Origin of the sequence: Olivibacter jilunii (assembly GCF_900607235.1) — a bacterium.
Lineage (GTDB): Bacteria > Bacteroidota > Bacteroidia > Sphingobacteriales > Sphingobacteriaceae > Olivibacter > Olivibacter oleidegradans.
Genome location: NZ_LR027853.1, coordinates 362075 through 379553 on the forward strand (window position 1 = coordinate 362075; position 17479 = coordinate 379553).

Annotated in this window: 13 protein-coding genes and 1 other RNA gene; 3 read left to right on the plus strand and 11 right to left on the minus strand. The window is 41.9% G+C overall.

Annotated elements, in window-relative coordinates; all coding sequences use genetic code 11:
• The first annotated feature begins 9 nt into the window (after positions 1 to 9).
• A complete protein-coding gene (gene lysA / locus E0E36_RS19880; protein WP_130857449.1) occupies positions 10 to 1188 on the plus strand; it encodes a diaminopimelate decarboxylase in 1179 nt (392 codons plus the stop codon).
• A 63-nt stretch (positions 1189 to 1251) separates the two neighbouring features.
• On the opposite strand, the gene E0E36_RS19885 is transcribed toward lysA, so the two are convergent.
• The 11 genes from E0E36_RS19885 to ffs all read right to left on the minus strand — a co-directional run bounded on the left by E0E36_RS19885 (position 1252) and on the right by ffs (position 11217).
• Positions 1252 to 1659: a hypothetical protein gene (locus tag E0E36_RS19885; protein ID WP_013666436.1), complete on the minus strand. Its 408-nt coding sequence runs from the start codon at positions 1657 to 1659 to the stop codon at positions 1252 to 1254.
• Positions 1660 to 1669: 10 nt separating this feature from the next.
• A complete protein-coding gene (gene topA / locus E0E36_RS19890; protein WP_130857450.1) occupies positions 1670 to 4033 on the minus strand; it encodes a type I DNA topoisomerase in 2364 nt (787 codons plus the stop codon).
• A 260-nt stretch (positions 4034 to 4293) separates the two neighbouring features.
• Positions 4294 to 5382: a tRNA 2-thiouridine(34) synthase MnmA gene (gene mnmA, locus E0E36_RS19895; protein ID WP_130857451.1), complete on the minus strand. Its 1089-nt coding sequence runs from the start codon at positions 5380 to 5382 to the stop codon at positions 4294 to 4296.
• Between the two features lie 83 nt (positions 5383 to 5465).
• Entirely contained in the window at positions 5466 to 6242 is a 777-nt protein-coding gene (locus E0E36_RS19900) for an SDR family NAD(P)-dependent oxidoreductase (protein ID WP_130857452.1), read from the minus strand.
• Between the two features lie 161 nt (positions 6243 to 6403).
• A complete protein-coding gene (gene purE, locus E0E36_RS19905; protein ID WP_013666440.1) occupies positions 6404 to 6913 on the minus strand; it encodes a 5-(carboxyamino)imidazole ribonucleotide mutase in 510 nt (169 codons plus the stop codon).
• A gap of 21 nt (positions 6914 to 6934) precedes the next feature.
• A complete protein-coding gene (locus tag E0E36_RS19910; RefSeq protein ID WP_130857453.1) occupies positions 6935 to 8077 on the minus strand; it encodes a 5-(carboxyamino)imidazole ribonucleotide synthase in 1143 nt (380 codons plus the stop codon).
• 44 nt (positions 8078 to 8121) lie between these two features.
• Positions 8122 to 8613 carry an NADH-quinone oxidoreductase subunit B gene (locus E0E36_RS19915; RefSeq protein WP_013666442.1) on the minus strand — a complete coding sequence of 164 codons (492 nt, stop codon included), beginning with the start codon at positions 8611 to 8613 and terminating at the stop codon, positions 8122 to 8124.
• Positions 8613 to 9197, minus strand: a complete 585-nt coding sequence (locus E0E36_RS19920) for an NADH-quinone oxidoreductase subunit A (RefSeq protein ID WP_130857454.1) — start codon at positions 9195 to 9197, stop codon at positions 8613 to 8615. The genes E0E36_RS19915 and E0E36_RS19920 overlap by 1 nt, the downstream gene beginning before the upstream one ends.
• A 70-nt stretch (positions 9198 to 9267) precedes the next feature.
• Positions 9268 to 10227, minus strand: a complete 960-nt coding sequence (locus E0E36_RS19925) for a YpdA family putative bacillithiol disulfide reductase (protein WP_013666444.1) — start codon at positions 10225 to 10227, stop codon at positions 9268 to 9270.
• 137 nt (positions 10228 to 10364) lie between these two features.
• Entirely contained in the window at positions 10365 to 11024 is a 660-nt protein-coding gene (gene fsa, locus E0E36_RS19930; protein WP_013666445.1) for a fructose-6-phosphate aldolase, read from the minus strand.
• A 94-nt stretch (positions 11025 to 11118) separates the two neighbouring features.
• Positions 11119 to 11217, minus strand: an RNA gene (ffs, locus tag E0E36_RS19935) — signal recognition particle sRNA small type.
• Positions 11218 to 11478: 261 nt separating this feature from the next.
• Between ffs and gltB the strand changes: the two genes are divergently transcribed.
• A complete protein-coding gene (gene gltB, locus E0E36_RS19940) occupies positions 11479 to 15993 on the plus strand; it encodes a glutamate synthase large subunit (RefSeq protein WP_130857455.1) in 4515 nt (1504 codons plus the stop codon).
• An 18-nt stretch (positions 15994 to 16011) separates the two neighbouring features.
• Positions 16012 to 17478 carry a glutamate synthase subunit beta gene (locus E0E36_RS19945; RefSeq protein WP_130857456.1) on the plus strand — a complete coding sequence of 489 codons (1467 nt, stop codon included), beginning with the start codon at positions 16012 to 16014 and terminating at the stop codon, positions 17476 to 17478.
• The last annotated feature ends 1 nt before the right edge of the window (position 17479 follow it).

Sequence of the window (17479 nt, forward strand, 5' to 3'; positions counted from 1 at the left end):
CAGAATTACATGTTTAACAGAGATATTATAGCTGCTTTTGAGCAGAAGGAAACCCCCTTTTTTTATTACGATTTACAGCTACTCCAAGCAACAATAGATAATGCGCTTACTGAGGCTGATAAGTACAAGTTTCACATACATTATGCGCTTAAGGCGAATTTTAATGAACGCGTTTTACAAATTATCCAAGAATCCGGTATTGGAGCCGATTGTGTAAGTGGTAATGAAGTACTAAAGGCGGTAGAAACGGGTTTTTCCCCTGATAAAATTGTTTTTGCAGGTGTTGGTAAAGCTGATAAAGAAATCATAGCTGCACTTCATCACGATATATTTGCTTTTAATGTTGAATCGGTACAGGAGTTGTGCGTCATCGGCGATTTAGCGAAGAAGGAAGGCAAGGTGGCGAAAGTTGCACTTAGAATCAACCCAAACGTGGATGCGAAGACACACAAGTATATTACAACCGGTTTAGACGAGAACAAGTTTGGTATTAAAACCTGGGAACTAAATGAATGCTTGGATGTTATCAGGAACTTTGATTCGCTGGAATTAATCGGACTACATTTTCATGTGGGCTCACAAGTAGTCGATCTCAATGTTTTCAAAAGCCTGTGTGTAAAAGTAAATGAGTTTAACAATTGGTTTGACGAGCGTGGATATCGTTTAAAAGTACTGAATGTAGGCGGAGGATTGGGGGTTAACTATACCGATCCCGATGGTGATCCTATTGTTGATTTTAAACGTTACTTTGAAATCTTTGATCAATTTTTGGAGCGTAAGGGAGAGCAAGAGGTGCATTTTGAGCTCGGAAGAGCTCTGGTTGCGCAAAGCGGAAGCTTAATTAGTAAGGTCTTGTATGTCAAGAATGGTATTAAAAAACATTTTTTGATTCTCGATGCAGGTATGACAGAATTAATGAGACCCGCTTTATATCAAGCTTATCACAAAATAGAGCATTTATCTGCTAAGCAGCTAAGTGAAGAGACGAGGGACGGATCGGTTAACTATGATGTTGTAGGGCCTATTTGCGAGAGTACCGATTGTTTCGGGAAGGAAGTCGAGCTTCCGGAGTCTAAGCGCGGGGATTTGATTGCCATTCGCACAACGGGTGCATATGGTGAGGTAATGGCTTCAAAATACAACCTACGAGACGAAATTCGTTATGTTTATAGTGATGAAATAGTATAAGTATAGGCTTGCTTGCGGGTCTATAAAAATAAAGAGCAGATTGTATAAATCCGCTCTTTATTTTTATATCCCAATTAAAATGCCCGGTTTATTAATGATTGGAATACGGATCAGGTTGGTGTCAACAATACTTTCCGGTAAGAAAATAAATTTCTTATCATAAATAGTTCCACCAATATAATAACTCAGCAAATATTCATTGGTTAAACCGAAAACCTGTTCGTCAATTGCTTCTACTAATGCAAACTCTTTTGCCTCTATATCTCCGATAAAATGGCGTAATACGGAAGTTTTTACTTCGCGCTCATCCTTCAAACCATAGCCCTTGCTGCTGATAAGCACATTCTTTATGGGTTCTTCCTTTTGGTTGATTAAGTAAACATTCCAGTGTCTGCTGGTAGGCGAATCACTTTCCAATACAACAGCTACATATATATCTTCTACAACGTTTGGAGGAAGGTCCTTCTTCATATATCTTCCGCTATTTTTTCTTTGCCGTTTTACTTTTGCCTTTCGCAGGTACCTTCTTTTTGGTGCCGGTGTTAGACTTATCACTTTCCGCTAATTGCAAAATATCATTATATGTTATTTTGTCTACGTCCTTATCTTTAGGAATCTTAATGTTTTGTTTTCCGAAACGGATGAAAGGTCCCCAGCGGCCTTGTTCAATTCGTGCCTCCGGATTTTCATCAAAGGTCTTGATCACTTTCTCAATGTCCTTTTTTCGTTTCAATTCAATGATTTCTATCGCTTGGGTCTCGTTTACATCCATTGGATCTATTCCTTTGGGTAAGGAGTAAAAAGCATTGTTGTGGCGGATATATGGTCCAAATCGGCCAATTGCTACCGTCATCTCCTTATCCTCGTACTTTCCAACTTTTTTTGGCAACTTAAATAATTCCAAGGCTTCCTCTAAAGTGATGGTCTCGATCATTTGTCCGCTGCGCAGACTGGCAAATACCGGTTTTTCTTCATCATCTGCCGAACCAATCTGTACCAAAGGGCCAAAACGGCCTATTCGTACACTTACCTGTTTACCCGTTTGTGGATCCGTCCCTAAAATCCGCTCACTGCTTGCTCGGTCGGCGTTTTCAATGGTATCGGTTACTTCTTTATGAAAAGGGCCATAGAAATTGTGGAGCATAGCGGTCCATTCTTTCAGTCCATTAGCGATTTCGTCAAATTCTTTTTCAACCGTAGCCGTAAAATTAAAATCGACGATATCCTTAAAGTGTTCTACTAGAAAATCATTAACCAAAATCCCAATATCGGTAGGAAATAGTTTTGATTTTTCGGCTCCTGTGATTTCGGTTTTCTTAGTAGTATTTACTTTACCATGGCCTAATGTCAGTACATTGTATTCGCGTTGTTTTCCCTCCCTATCTTCTTTTACCACATAGCCTCTATTCTGGATAGTCGATATCGTAGGAGCATAGGTTGAGGGTCGGCCAATACCGAGCTCTTCTAGTTTTTTTACCAAACTTGCTTCAGTATAGCGGGCAGGTGGCCTACTAAAACGTTCTGTAGCGGTCATTTCCTTTAAACCGAGCTGCTGACCGTTTCTAAGAGGAGGTAGAAGTGCATTGTCATCGGATTCTTCTAAATTGACTTCGCTTTCCTCATCAGTCGACTCAAAGTAGACTTTTAAGAAACCGTCGAATTTCATGACCTCGCCACTAGCCGTAAACTCTTCGTTACGCGTTGAAATATTAATTTTTGCGGTAGTTTTTTCAAATTCAGCTTCGCTCATTTGCGAAGCGATCGCTCGTTTCCATATGAGCTCGTAGAGTCGCTTTTCTGAATGATCCCCCTCTATGGTGTGTTGGTTAAAATAGGTAGGACGGATCGCTTCGTGTGCTTCTTGGGCACCGGCAGATTTAGTTTTATATTGCCTTCTCTTATGATATTTATCGCCATAGGCAGAACGGATCTCTTGTTCGGCTGCCTGTAAGGCCGTATCACTTAGATTGACAGAATCGGTACGCATATACGTAATTTTTCCCGATTCATACAAACGTTGCGCCACTGTCATGGTTCTAGCTACTGAAAAGCCAAGTTTTCTACTGGCTTCCTGTTGCAAGGTCGAAGTTGTAAAAGGTGCAGCAGGATTTCGCTTGCTTGGCTTTGTTTCTAGGCTTTTGACATGATATGATGCCGGAATACAGTCATTAAGAAATTTTTCGGCTTCATTTATAGTTGCGAATCGTTTCGATAATTCCGCTTTGAAAAGTTCTTTTTTATTTTCTTCCGTAAAGAAGATTGCAACAACCCGAAAGGCTGCTTCGGGCTCAAATTTGTTTATTTCCCGTTCTCTATCAACTAACAGCCGTACTGCTACCGACTGTACGCGACCGGCCGAGAGGGAGGGTTTAACCTTTTTCCATAATACGGGAGATAATTCAAACCCAACTAGACGATCCAATACGCGTCTGGCTTGCTGGGCATTTACTAAGTTAAAATCAATTTTTCGCGGCTGTTCAATGGCTTTAAGAATGGCAGGCTTGGTAATTTCGTGAAAAACAATCCGTTTTGTGCTGGATTCTTTTAGGTTTAACGTTTCGTATAAGTGCCAGGAAATCGCTTCTCCTTCCCGGTCTTCATCGGACGCGAGCCAAACAGTTTCAGCAGATTTAGCCAGCTTTTTTAACTCGCTAACAACCGCTTTTTTATCCGCCGGGACTTCATATTTCTGCTCGAAATTATTTGCAGTATCAATGGCATCATCCGTTTTAACCAGATCACGAATATGTCCATAACTTGATTTAACTAAAAAATCTTTTCCTAAATATCCTTCTATTGTTTTTGCTTTTGCCGGTGATTCTACAATTAATAAGTTCTTTGCCATTCAGTATCTTGATTTTTGCAAATAAAGGGATTTATTCATGTTTTAGCAAACTGCCTTCGCCTTTTTGATCAAAAAGCCGAAGTATACACGCTTCGGCTTTTTGTTTTATCGCTCAAACATAGATAAAATTGTTCGTTATTTGTATAATAGTTAGTTGATTTTATCTTTCGTTTTCGTTGCCAGTCTAATCAATTTATGGATCAAATTAAATATTGGAAATAAAGATCACCAAATTTTTTTAATTAAAATTGCATTAAAATTTACATGAGGAATCCACCGCCCAACAAATCATTCCCTTCATAAAAAACCGCCGATTGGCCCGGAGCTATTCCTTTTACATAATGTTCGAAGTCCACTTTCATACTTCCGTTTTCTTCAACAATCCGACTAATGGCACCGACATCCTTATAGCGTATTTTGGTTACTGCTTCCATCGGTTCAGGTATATGCTCGTATTTGATCAGATTGATATTTCTGACGTATGCCGTATCTTTTTGGAGTTCCTCTTCTGAACCCAACACTACTGTATTGCTTTCAGGTAGTATTTGAATAACAAAAACAGGACGTCCCAGAGCAATCCCCAAGCCTTTTCTCTGTCCGATGGTATAATAGGGATATCCCGCGTGTTTGCCCACTACCGTACCGTCCGATAAGATAAAGTTACCAGCACCTATACGCTCATCAATGTCCTCTACGCGATGGCGTAAAAAAGATCGATAATCGTTGTCCGGAACGAAGCAGATTTCATAGCTTTCCGATTTATTGGCCAATTCTACTTGTCCCATTTCAAGCGCCATCTGTCTGATTTCAGCTTTGGTAAAGCTTCCCAAGGGAAATTTTGTTCTAGCCAGATTTTTTTGGGAAACGCCCCACAACACATACGATTGATCTTTATGCTCATCTCGGCCTTTGGATATGACATACCGACCGCTGTCCTGTAAGCGAATATTTGCATAATGACCCGTTGCAATAAATTCGCAATCCAGTTTGTCCGCTCTTTTTAATAAAGCCTCCCATTTGATATGGGTATTGCAAAGAACACAGGGATTAGGCGTTCTTCCCGCCAGGTATTCATCCACAAAATTATTGATCACAAAGTCGCCAAATTCATCTCGAATATCTAAGATATAATGAGGAAAACCATAACCAACTGCTAAAGCACGGGCATCGTTAATGCTATCCAAACTACAGCAACCGGTTTCTTTGGTGCTTCCTCCGGAAGATGCATAATCCCAGGTTTTCATCGTCAACCCAATAACCTCATAACCTTGCTCATGAAGCATCACTGCGGCCACTGAACTGTCTACCCCGCCACTCATAGCTACTAAAATTCGTCCGTGCTTGCTCATATCTTAAAAATAAAGCGCAAAGATAAGTCTAAATTTTTGTAAAGCCAGCTCTTTGGCAGTCAGTTAAATGTAATATAGGCCTTTTATGCTCCCTGTCCCAAATTTATACTTAAGGCGCCATCAATAGTAAAAGTCGTTCCCGTAACATAATCACTATCAGACGACGCAAGGTATACCGCTAAAGGGCCAATCTCTTCGGGTTTGCCGGCACGCTTGATGGGAATGTGCTGCTCCTTCTCCTCCCGTACCTTTTTGTTATCCATGGCTTGCTGGTTCATAGGAGTTAGTATCATCCCCGGGGCAATGTTATTAACACACACACCTTTAGGTGCCAGCTCCAAAGCGAGGCTTTTGCTGAAGTTTCTAACCCCACCCTTAGATGCGTTATAATCGGCATTGCCTGCTGTACACACTTCTTCGTGGATAGAACTGACAATGATTATTTTAGTTCCCTTAAGTTTGTTTTTTCGCAGCCTCAAAAATTCTCTACAGCAATAGAATGCACCATACAGATTCGTTTTGATACACGTATCGAAAGTTTCTGTGTCCATTTCCACTACGGGGATATTACTGCCGTTAACGCCTGCATTGCTGACCAGTATATCGATTTGACCAAATTCCTTTACAGCCTTTCCGAAAACCGATTGAACACTGGTCTCATCACTCACATCCAATTGATAGGTTGAAACTTTTGTTTTTAATTTCTTTATCTTTTGTTCAGCCTCTTTAGCACTTTCCCGGTCAGAATGGTAGGTGATAATAACATGAGCGCCTTCGGAAGCATACGCTTCGGCGATTGCACGACCAATGCCGGAATCAGATCCGGTTATTAGAGCCACTTTGTCTTTCAATTTACTCATAAATCTTAAATGAATTGATTGTTCTTTTTTATACTATGATGGAACAATAGAAAGCGCAAATTGTTGGTGCCGGAGCTAGCACAAAAAGATAGGCTGGATGGTTTAATTTTTTGAATAATGAAAAACAGCCATTACGATTATCGTTATGGCTGTTTTCCGGTCTAGAAGTTCATGTTTTCCACTTCTTGTGCGGTCTCTTCTATTTTCTTCTTCAACTCTTGTTTGAAATGGATAAGATTCTGTGCCAATTGCTGATCAGCAGTAGCTAAAATCTGCGCAGCCAAAAGGCCTGCATTCTTTGCTGCATTCAATGCTACCGTAGCAACGGGAATGCCATTAGGCATTTGTAATATAGACAAAATGGAATCCCATCCGTCAATAGAATTGGAAGATTTGACGGGTACCCCGATCACCGGCAGGTGCGTAATCGATGCTACCATACCTGGCAAATGAGCGGCCCCTCCGGCTCCTGCAATGATTACTTTCAGTCCGCGCGACGCAGCCGTTTGCGCATAGTCGAACATACGTTCCGGAGTCCTATGCGCCGATACGATAGAAACCTCTATTTGAACACCCAGTTCTTTTAATATTTTAATCGCGTCTTCCATTACGGGGAGGTCGGATTTGCTGCCCATAATGATTCCTACTGAAGGAAGTTGACTTGTTTGCATAATAATGGATTTGATTTTTATTTAGGCCTTTACTTTAATGGTAGCCTGTACTTTTCTAGCTAAGGTAACCGCCTTTTCACGATCTTCGTTCACAATAGTTACATGTCCCATTTTACGAAAAGGTTTCGTGAATTTCTTACCGTAGAGGTGTATATAAACCCCTTCTTCCGCCAATACCTCTTCAAGCCCCTCATAAATCGCCAGTCCTTCATAATTGGCTTCACCGAGCAAATTAATCATCACCGCATTGCTACGTGCAGCGGTGTTACCTAGCGGCAAATTGAAGATTGCGCGCAAATGCTGTGCAAATTGCGATGTATAGTTTCCTTCAATTGTATGATGTCCGCTATTGTGCGGTCGGGGGGCGAGTTCATTTACCAGAATATTTCCATCCGGCGTTAAGAACATTTCCACTGCAAGAAGTCCTACGATTTGAAGATCCTCTGCAATCTTTATGGCTAACTGTTCGGCTCTTTCCTGTATTTCGAAAGGTAAAATGGATGGGGAAATTAAAAACTCAACCAAATTAACCTCTGCGTTAAATTCCATTTCAACCATTGGAAAGGTCGATACATCACCTTTATCATTTCGCGCTACGATGACGGCGATTTCCTTTTCGAAAGCCACCCATTGTTCAATCAAGCTCGGTGCCTCAAAGGCATTTGCTAAATCAGCTTCATCTGCAATTTTATGCACTCCTTTTCCATCATAGCCATCTTTTCTCAATTTTTGTATATAAGGAAAAGGGATGGTTAAATCTTTTAATGCATCTTTTGAAGAAATCAACTGAAAGGGTGCTGTTGGAATATCGTTTTGTTTAAAAAACTGTTTTTGAAGTCCTTTGTCCTGAATTAAGCGGATGACACGCGCCTGAGGAAAAACGACAACACCCTCTTCCTCTAGTTTTTCCAGCGCATCTACATTTACTTTTTCGATTTCAATCGTAAGCATATCTACTTGCTTACCAAACTTATAAACTGTGTCAAAATCGGTTAGTGATCCTGCTTCAAACCGATCGCATAATTTTTTACATGGGGCATCCCGGTCTGGATCCAATACTGAAACACTTATGTTCAGATTGATCGCTTCTTGGATAAGCATGCGTCCGAGCTGTCCGCCACCAAGGATGCCCAAGCGTAAATCGCCATAAAAATCTTTTTCCATAGATGTGTTTAGTTAAGGAGTAGCTTAACTAATAATTGTATTTTTTAAGAGTTTATTTTTTCGTTAATAATGTGTTCCGATCCTATTTTCTTTTGAAGTTCTAAAAATGCACCAATCAGCGCCTCAGGTCGGGGAGGGCACCCTTGCACGTATATATCAACCGGAATTATCTTGTCTACTCCTTTTACTACATGATAACCGTGTTGCCAGTACGGGCCCCCGCAATTGGAGCAGGACCCCATGGATATAACGTACTTTGGTTCGGGCATTTGTTCATATAAAAGCCGTATTCTATCAGCCATCTTAAATGTAACGGTACCCGCTATAATAATAACATCTGCCTGCCTTGGAGAAGCCCGCGGAAAAACACCGTATCGATCCAAGTCGTAAGTAGCGGCCATTGCGCCCATCATTTCGATTGCACAGCAAGCGATACCGAAACTCACGGGCCACATGGACGATAACCGTGCCCAATTAAGGAGGTCGTCCAACTTTGCTACAACAATACCACTATCTGTTTGCGTGCTTGTACTCATTACGAATCCTTCTTTACAAATTTAGGTTTAAAAGCAGGTTTAGCGAGAGCAGACGGTTTATCCGACTGTATATCCTCCGTCTTATTCGTTGCTTGAAATGGCCTTAGCTTATAAGTCGCTCTGTTAATGTTCTCATAAACTTCGAGTGGGATTGTACCCGGTAAGGAAGGGAGGCTCGGGTTAGGTTTTATCCATTCTAAATCGCCTTTTTTCCAAACATAAAGTAAACCAACCAATAGAATTCCAATGAATATGAACATTTCCGCCAAGGTATACCAGCCCCATCTACCATCTGCATGGATTAAATCAGCAGCACCAAAAATGGTTGTCCATGGAAAAATAAACACCATTTCCACATCGAATAAAAGGAATACGAGGGCTATAACATAGAACCGTGAGTTAAACTGAACCCACGAACTTCCCCGCGCCACTTCGCCACATTCATAGGTGCTGCTTTTTGCCGAACTAGGTTTACGGGGAGACAATAGTTTTCCTAACAATAAAGTGAAGAGAACCAAGAACGTTCCAACGATCAGATAAATAAAGACCTTGCCAAATTCCGTTATTTGAGAACCATCTTCCATAGGTTCAAAAATAATAAAAAAATTGCTCAAAAAGATGTCGAATTTCTTTTCCCTGTTTACAGTTCAAGCTTTATCCGCTAATATGTCTTATGATTTGTTCTGCGTGAACGCGTGAGTTCTCGATAAACCAGAGGTGTGTATTCATGCCTCCGCAAACTACGCCTGCGAGGTACAAATGTGGAATATTAGTTTCCATTGTTAATTCGTCATGCTCCGGAATCAATAAATCATCAGGAGATAACCTAATGCCCAGTTTTTTCAGAAAGTCAAAATTAGGCTGATAGCCGGTTAAAGCTAACACAAAGTCATTTTTAATAGTAATCGGACCTTCAGGCGTAGCGATATGAACCACATGTTCTTCAATGGCTGTTAAACAACTATTAAAGTAGGCCTTGATTGAACCCTCTGCTATACGGTTGTCGATATCCGGACGCACCCAATATTTTACACGATGACTGATTTCATTTCTTCTTATCACCATAGTCACCTTGGCACCTTTGCGATACGTTTCCAACGCGGCATCTACAGATGAATTGCTACTACCTACTACCACTACCTGCTGATTTGCATAGTAATGGGGATCATTATAATAGTGTTTTACTTTCGGTAAATTCTCTCCCGGTATTTGCATCAAGTTAGGTTTGTCGTAAAAGCCTGTAGCAAGAATCACATTCTTTGCCCCAAAGACATTCTTTATGGTTTGGACGGTAAACAGATCATCCTTTTTCGTGACGTTTATTACCTCTTCGAACAAGCGAACGTTTAGCGAAAATTTTTGCTGTACTCTCCGGTAGTATTCCAATGCCTCCAGTCTCTTTGGTTTTGGATTAGTGGATACAAAGGGCACGCCCCCGATTTCCAGCTTTTCAGAGGTCGAAAAAAAGGTCATGTGCTGTGGATAATTGAAGAGTGAATTCACTAAACAACCCTTCTCTAAAATCACATAACGTAGCCCGGCTTTTTCGGCTTCAATTCCGCAAGCCAAACCAATGGGGCCGCCGCCTACAATGACGATGTCGAAAATATCCATAGTATCTAAACTAAGAAGTTACTTAAGGGAACGATCAATGAAGGTCCTTTAAGTAACTATAAACAATTTGCTTGTACAGAGCAAAATTAGGACGAACAGCCTATGCGGAAGACTATCCGGAGGAAATACTTGATAGCCTATTTACCGGCGGCTTTTGCATGATCAGCCAAAAACTGAGCCAGACCACTATCAGTAAGCGGGTGCTTCAACAATGTTAAAATAGCTGAAAGCGGTCCTGTCATTACGTCTGCTCCTATTTTGGCGCACTCAATAATATGCATGGCATGACGTACGGAAGCTGCTAGGATTTGCGTTTCATAGCCGTAGTTGTCATATATCAGGCGAATATCTTCAATCAAGCTTAAGCCATCGGTAGAGATATCGTCTAAACGGCCAATGAACGGAGAAACATAAGTGGCTCCGGCTTTTGCAGCCAAGAGTGCTTGTCCGGCAGAGAAAACAAGGGTGCAATTCGTTTTGATACCTTCACTGCTGAAGTATTTGATCGCCTTTACTCCTTCTTTTATCATAGGTACTTTAACGACTATTTTGTCGTCCAGTTTTGCTAGTGCAAGCCCTTCTTTAATAATATTTTCATAATCAGTGCTAATCACCTCCGCACTTACGTCGCCATCTACAATATCGCATATAGCTTTGTAATGATTGATCACATTTTCTTCACCGCTAATGCCTTCTTTAGCCATTAGGCTTGGATTTGTTGTAACTCCGTCTAAAACCCCTAAATCTTGCGCTTCTTTGATTTGCTGAAGATTGGCGGTATCTATAAAAAATTTCATAAGATATTATTGTTAAAACTTGGTTTTGATTGCAACAAAAGTAACCAATATTTGCTATTTTAGTAAAAGATAAGTGTAAAAAGAGGAAATAAAAAAAGGGCAAGCCCCTTTTATCGCACCGCTCAACCTTTTACCCTTGCTGTGTTCCCACCCTGGGGGAGTTCAAAGGGAGCTGGTCGTAAAAGACTTACCCACCGCAAAAATAGGAAAAAAACTTAATTTACTAAGTTTTTTTATTGAAATAGTGCTAGATCATTGGAGATCAGACTGTTTTTTTTTATGCTGTATGCATTTTCATATTTGAAGCGCTTGCGAAAACATGGTTTACGATTTTTTTAAGTTTATTGTGTTATTCTAGATATTTCATCAAGTTTTTATCACAAAAAATAATAAAAATTTAATATTGTCGAATATTAATGTTATTTTAGCAATCTATTTAAACTAAGCAATAACAATGACAGTTGAAGATATGGAAGAACAGGGATTGTATCGTTCTGATTTTGAGCATGATGCGTGCGGGGTTGGTTTTGTGGCTCATTTAAAAGGATTAAAAAGTCACCGTCAGGTTCAGGACGCGTTGACGATGTTGGAGAACATGGAGCACCGAGGGGCCTGTGGTTGTGATGAGGAAAGCGGCGATGGAGCCGGTATTATGATTCAGATACCGCATGAGTTTCTTTGGGAAGAATGTAGTAAGCTGGATATAAGACTGGGAGAACCGGGTTACTACGGCGTGGGGATGACGTTTTTACCCAAGGAGGAATCACTGAACGAACGTTGCAGAGAACTTATTAAGGACTCCTGTGCCCAATTGAGGCTTAATTTTCTCGGCGTACGCGAAGTGCCTGTAACGCCGGAAGGAGTGGGAGTGACCGCCTTAAGTGCTGAGCCTAACATTATTCAATTTTTCGTTGAGCGTCCTAAAGAGGTTCGTAATACGGAAGATTTCGACCGAAAACTGTTTGTGCTTCGGCGATTACTTGTAAAAAGAATAAAAGAAGAGCTGGCAGAAGCAAAGGAGCAATTCTATATGCCGTCCCTATCCAGTAAAACACTTATTTATAAAGGACAGCTAACCACTTATCAGGTGCGTTCTTATTACAATGATTTGTCGGATGAGCGGGTGGTTTCTGCCTTTGGCCTGGTGCACTCGCGTTTTTCAACTAATACTTTTCCTTCCTGGAAATTGGCGCAACCATTCCGTATTGTTGCTCATAATGGAGAAATAAATACGCTTACAGGAAACTTGAATCGCTTCTACGCCGGTTTAAGGTCTATTTCTTCACCTTATTTTTCGGATGAAGAGCTTGATATTTTACTTCCTGTAGTAGATCCGGGATTATCGGATTCTGCTTCATTGGATAATGTGGTAGAATTGCTTTTACATAGTGGGCGTTCTCTGCCGCACGTGATGCTTATGTTGGTACCTGAAGCATGGGATGGAAACACTTCAATGGATCCGTTGCGCAAAGCCTTTTACGAATACCATGCCACTATTATGGAGCCTTGGGACGGCCCGGCGGCATTATGTTTCACAGACGGAAAAACCATTGGTGCTACGCTCGATCGAAATGGATTACGACCCCTTCGTTATGCGGTAACGAATGATGATCGGGTAGTGGTAGCATCGGAGGCGGGCGCCTTGCCAATAGATGAGAGCATTATTATTAAAAAGGGCCGCCAACAACCGGGAAAAATATTCTTGGTTGATATGGAAAAAGGGGAAATTTTGAGTGATGCGGATATCAAGCATGAATTAGCCACTAAACAACCTTATGGCGAATGGCTTGACAAGTACAAAATCCATATTAAAGATTTGGCAGAACCGCGTGTTACCTTCACCTATCTTTCGAAAGAATCTGTATTTAAATATCAACAAATATTCGGCTACTCAAGAGAGGATATCGAGGGTATCTTGATTCCGATGGCACTAGATGGAAAAGAGCCAGTAGGTTCTATGGGAACAGACGTGCCCCTGGCTGTACTGTCTGAACATCCACAACATCTTAGCAGTTATTTTAAACAATATTTTGCGCAAGTAACCAATCCACCGATCGATCCGATTCGGGAACGTTTGGTGATGAGCTTATCTACCTTTATCGGAAACTCCGGAAATATTTTGGATGAAGATAAAATGCATTGCCATTGCGTTGCTTTGGAGCATCCTATTGTTACTAGCAGAGATCTGGAAAAATTGCGTAGTATCGATACCGGAATCTTTCAGGCAAAAACATTGCAAACCTATTTTAAGGCGGACGGAAAAGAAGGTTCACTGGAAGAGGGCCTGGCACGTCTATGTCGTTACGCCGAGGACGCCGTCCGCGACGGATTTGAAGTGTTGATATTGTCTGACAGAGCAATTGATTCGCAACACGCAGCGATCCCTTCGTTATTGGCGGTATCGGCGGTTCATCACCATTTAATAAAAACGGGCTATAGGGGAGCAGTAGGTTTAGTGGTTGAAGCAGGTGATGTATGGGAAGTTCATCATTTTGCTTGTTTACTTGCTTTTGGTGCTACGGCTATTAACCCGTACATGGCTCTTGCATCTATAAGGACATTGAAAGAGGAAGGTGTGATCGAAACATCCCTCACTTGGCCTGAGCTGTCTAAGAATTACGTTAAAGCTGTTTGTAGCGGATTGCTTAAGATATTCTCAAAAATGGGAATCTCTACTTTGCAATCATATAATGGTGCGCAAATTTTCGAAGTATTGGGAATACATAAAGATGTTGTGGATCGATACTTCTGCGGTGCGGTATCCCGAATCGGTGGCTTAGGATTGGACGATATTGCGCGAGAAGTTTTAAGTAAGCATGATCGTGGATTCCGTAGTGAAAAGAAAACCAATCTGTTACCCGAAGGGGGAATTTATGCTTGGCGTAGAAGAGGGGAGGCACATTTGTTTAACCCCACGACGGTACACTTACTTCAGCAGGCTTGTAGAACCGGTAACTATGAAATTTACAAGCAGTATGCAGCGCATATCAATAACCAGAAGGAGCGTATGTACACCTTACGCGGTCTCTTTGATTTTGCTAAACACCGTGCTCCCATTTCGTTAGACGAAGTAGAGCCGGCAGAAAATATTATGAAACGCTTTGCTACCGGCGCCATGTCTTTCGGCTCTATCTCTCATGAGGCGCATAGCACGCTGGCTATTGCCATGAACCGAATAGGAGGGAAAAGTAATACAGGCGAAGGTGGTGAAGATGAGATCCGTTATAAGCCATTGCCTAATGGTGATTCAATGCGTTCGGCAATCAAACAAATTGCTTCTGCTCGTTTTGGTGTAACGTCAAATTACTTAACGCAAGCCGATGAATTACAAATTAAAATGGCACAAGGGGCGAAGCCGGGTGAAGGTGGTCAGCTTCCGGGACATAAAGTGGACGAGTGGATTGCCCGAGTTCGTCACGCAACGCCGGGTGTAGGTCTGATTTCGCCTCCTCCGCATCACGACATTTATTCTATTGAGGATTTAAAACAACTGATTTTCGATTTGAAAAATGCAAACCGCGCAGCCCGTATCAATGTGAAACTGGTGTCAAAAGCGGGTGTAGGAACTATCGCTGCGGGCGTAGCGAAGGCGCATGCCGATGTTATTCTCATTGCCGGTTACGATGGGGGTACGGGTGCTTCTCCGATTAGCTCAATTAAGCATGCAGGATTACCTTGGGAACTTGGTTTAGCCGAGGCGCAACAAACCTTGGTCAAAAACCAGCTCCGTAGCCGTGTGGTATTGCAAACCGATGGACAACTTAAAACGGGAAGAGACTTAGCAATTGCCGCTTTATTGGGCGCTGAGGAATGGGGCGTAGCTACCGCTGCTTTGGTTGCGGGAGGCTGTATCATGATGCGTAAATGTCATTTGAATACCTGCCCGGTTGGCGTTGCAACGCAGGATCCGGAATTGCGTAAGTTGTTTACAGGCAAGCCGGAAGATATTGTTAACCTGTTCAAATTTTTAGCAGAGGAATTGCGCGAAATCATGGCAAGCTTAGGTTTCAAAACCATTAATGAAATGGTTGGAAAGGCACAGTTCCTTAAAGTCCGTGAAGATATTAATCACTGGAAGGTCAATAAGCTCGATTTGTCCGGCATTCTATATGCACCCCAAAACCCATCCGGTAAGAGTCTATACCAAACCGAATCACAAGATCACGGCATGGATATGATTTTGGATTGGGGTATGTTGAAACAAGCTGCTAAAGCCTTAGAAAGTAAGACACCTGTATTCGGTACGTTCAATGTAAAAAATACAGATCGTACCATCGGAACGTTATTATCTAACGAGGTTTCAAAAATATATGGTTCAGAAGGACTGCCCGATAATACCATTAACTTCAAATTTGTTGGATCGGCAGGACAGAGCTTCGGTGCTTTTGCCGCAAAAGGTTTATCTTTTGAGTTAGAGGGCGAAGCAAATGACTATGTAGGTAAGGGCTTGTCCGGTGCACAATTGGCAATTTATCCTGCAAGCAGCAGTCAGCTGGTTCCGCATGAGAACATTATTATTGGTAACGTAGCACTTTACGGCGCTACCTCCGGGCACTTGTTTGTATGCGGCCAGGCAGGTGAACGTTTTGCAGTACGTAACTCAGGAGCAACAACCGTTGTAGAGGGAGTTGGTGATCATGGCTGCGAATATATGACCGGTGGACGGGCACTGATATTAGGCGAAACAGGTCGTAATTTTGCTGCCGGTATGAGCGGTGGTATTGCTTGGGTATATGATATCAACGGTACTTTTAAAGATCGTTGCAATCTTGAGATGGTTGATCTAGATCCGCTGGATGAAGAAGATGAAACACAAATTATTAATTTGTTGAAACGGCACATTAATTTGACAAATAGTAAACTAGCCTCAACTATTCTAAGTAACTGGAAGAACGAGCGTAGTCTATTTGTAAAAGTATTCCCGAAAGAATACAAGCGTGTTTTACAGACGAAATTGGTTGAAGCATAATATTATTAGGTAAGAGAAATGGGAAAAGTAACCGGGTTTAAAGAGTTTGAAAGACAGCTCCCCACAAAAGATACTCCTGAAGAGAGACTTAAAAATTATAAAGAATTTGTTCATACGTACAGTGAGGAAGAATTAAATACACAGGCTGCCCGTTGTATGAACTGTGGCATCCCTTTTTGCCATTCAGGTTGTCCGCTAGGAAACGTTATACCTGAATTTAATGACGCTGTGTACGACGGTAAATGGGAAGAGGCTTTTGAAATACTATCCTCAACCAATAATTTTCCTGAGTTTACCGGGCGTATTTGTCCGGCACCGTGCGAATCGGCTTGTGTATTGGGTATCAATCGCTCACCGGTGGCAATTGAAGAAATTGAAAAACACATAGCGGAAATAGCTTATCAAAAAGGTTTTGCCAAAGCAAAACCGGTGGCTATTAAATCGGGTAAAAGCGTTGCGGTTATTGGTTCAGGCCCTGCCGGTTTAGCCGCAGCAGCCCAACTGATTAAGGCGGGTCATGAGGTAACGGTGTTTGAAAGAGATGATAAACCGGGCGGTTTATTACGATATGGCATCCCGGACTTTAAACTGGACAAGTGGGTGATCGATCGGCGTATTGAGCTGATGAAACAAGAAGGCGTTGTTTTCAGATGTAATGCGGAGGTGGGCGTCAATGTGCCGGCCGATGAATTGAAAGCCTTTGATGCCATCGTGTTGGCAGGGGGCTCTACCATTCCAAGAAATTTGAATATTCCCGGAAGAGAACTGAAAGGCGTTTATTTTGCAATGGAATTTTTGAAACAGCAGAATAAGCGTGTTGGTGAGTCTGCCTATCAGGAAGAGGATATCTTAGCAAGCAATAAGAATGTATTGGTGATCGGTGGCGGTGATACCGGATCTGACTGTGTAGGTACTTCAAATCGTCATGGAGCAAAAACGGTTACGCAGTTTGAACTAATGCCTAAGCCGCCTGCTCAGCGCACGTCCGCGATGCCTTGGCCTACTTATCCAATGCTTCTTAAAAATACCACATCACATGAGGAAGGCTGTGAGCGGTTTTGGAGCATCAATACCAAGGCGTTTTTAGGTGATGAGCATGGTAACTTAAAAGGTGCACTGGTGGTTGATTTGGAATGGGAAACTGATGCCCTGGGCAGACCGGTTAAATTTGCAGAAGTGCCTGGATCGGAACGTGAAATACCTTGCGAGCTGGCTTTATTGGCTATGGGATTCTTACATCCACAACATGAAGGCTTGTTAAAACAGCTTGGTGTTTCTTTAGATGCACGCGGCAATGTCAATGCAGCTGAAGGCAGCTATAAGACAACTGTTGATAAAGTGTTTGTAGCGGGTGATATGCGCAGAGGGCAATCATTGGTCGTATGGGCAATTTCTGAAGGACGCGAATGTGCTAGGAAAGTAGATGAATTTCTTATGGGGAAATCGGTACTCGAAAGTAAAGATTCGATTGCGTCATACGCATAAG

Coding starts and splice junctions, on each gene's coding strand:
- lysA (WP_130857449.1), top strand. CDS start 10: ATGTTTAACAGAGATATTATAGCTGCTTTTGAGCAGAAGGAAACCCCC.
- E0E36_RS19885 (WP_013666436.1), bottom strand. CDS start 1,659: ATGAAGAAGGACCTTCCTCCAAACGTTGTAGAAGATATATATGTAGCT.
- topA (WP_130857450.1), bottom strand. CDS start 4,033: ATGGCAAAGAACTTATTAATTGTAGAATCACCGGCAAAAGCAAAAACA.
- mnmA (WP_130857451.1), bottom strand. CDS start 5,382: ATGAGCAAGCACGGACGAATTTTAGTAGCTATGAGTGGCGGGGTAGAC.
- E0E36_RS19900 (WP_130857452.1), bottom strand. CDS start 6,242: ATGAGTAAATTGAAAGACAAAGTGGCTCTAATAACCGGATCTGATTCC.
- purE (WP_013666440.1), bottom strand. CDS start 6,913: ATGCAAACAAGTCAACTTCCTTCAGTAGGAATCATTATGGGCAGCAAA.
- E0E36_RS19910 (WP_130857453.1), bottom strand. CDS start 8,077: ATGGAAAAAGATTTTTATGGCGATTTACGCTTGGGCATCCTTGGTGGC.
- E0E36_RS19915 (WP_013666442.1), bottom strand. CDS start 8,613: ATGAGTACAAGCACGCAAACAGATAGTGGTATTGTTGTAGCAAAGTTG.
- E0E36_RS19920 (WP_130857454.1), bottom strand. CDS start 9,197: ATGGAAGATGGTTCTCAAATAACGGAATTTGGCAAGGTCTTTATTTAT.
- E0E36_RS19925 (WP_013666444.1), bottom strand. CDS start 10,227: ATGGATATTTTCGACATCGTCATTGTAGGCGGCGGCCCCATTGGTTTG.
- fsa (WP_013666445.1), bottom strand. CDS start 11,024: ATGAAATTTTTTATAGATACCGCCAATCTTCAGCAAATCAAAGAAGCG.
- gltB (WP_130857455.1), top strand. CDS start 11,479: ATGACAGTTGAAGATATGGAAGAACAGGGATTGTATCGTTCTGATTTT.
- E0E36_RS19945 (WP_130857456.1), top strand. CDS start 16,012: ATGGGAAAAGTAACCGGGTTTAAAGAGTTTGAAAGACAGCTCCCCACA.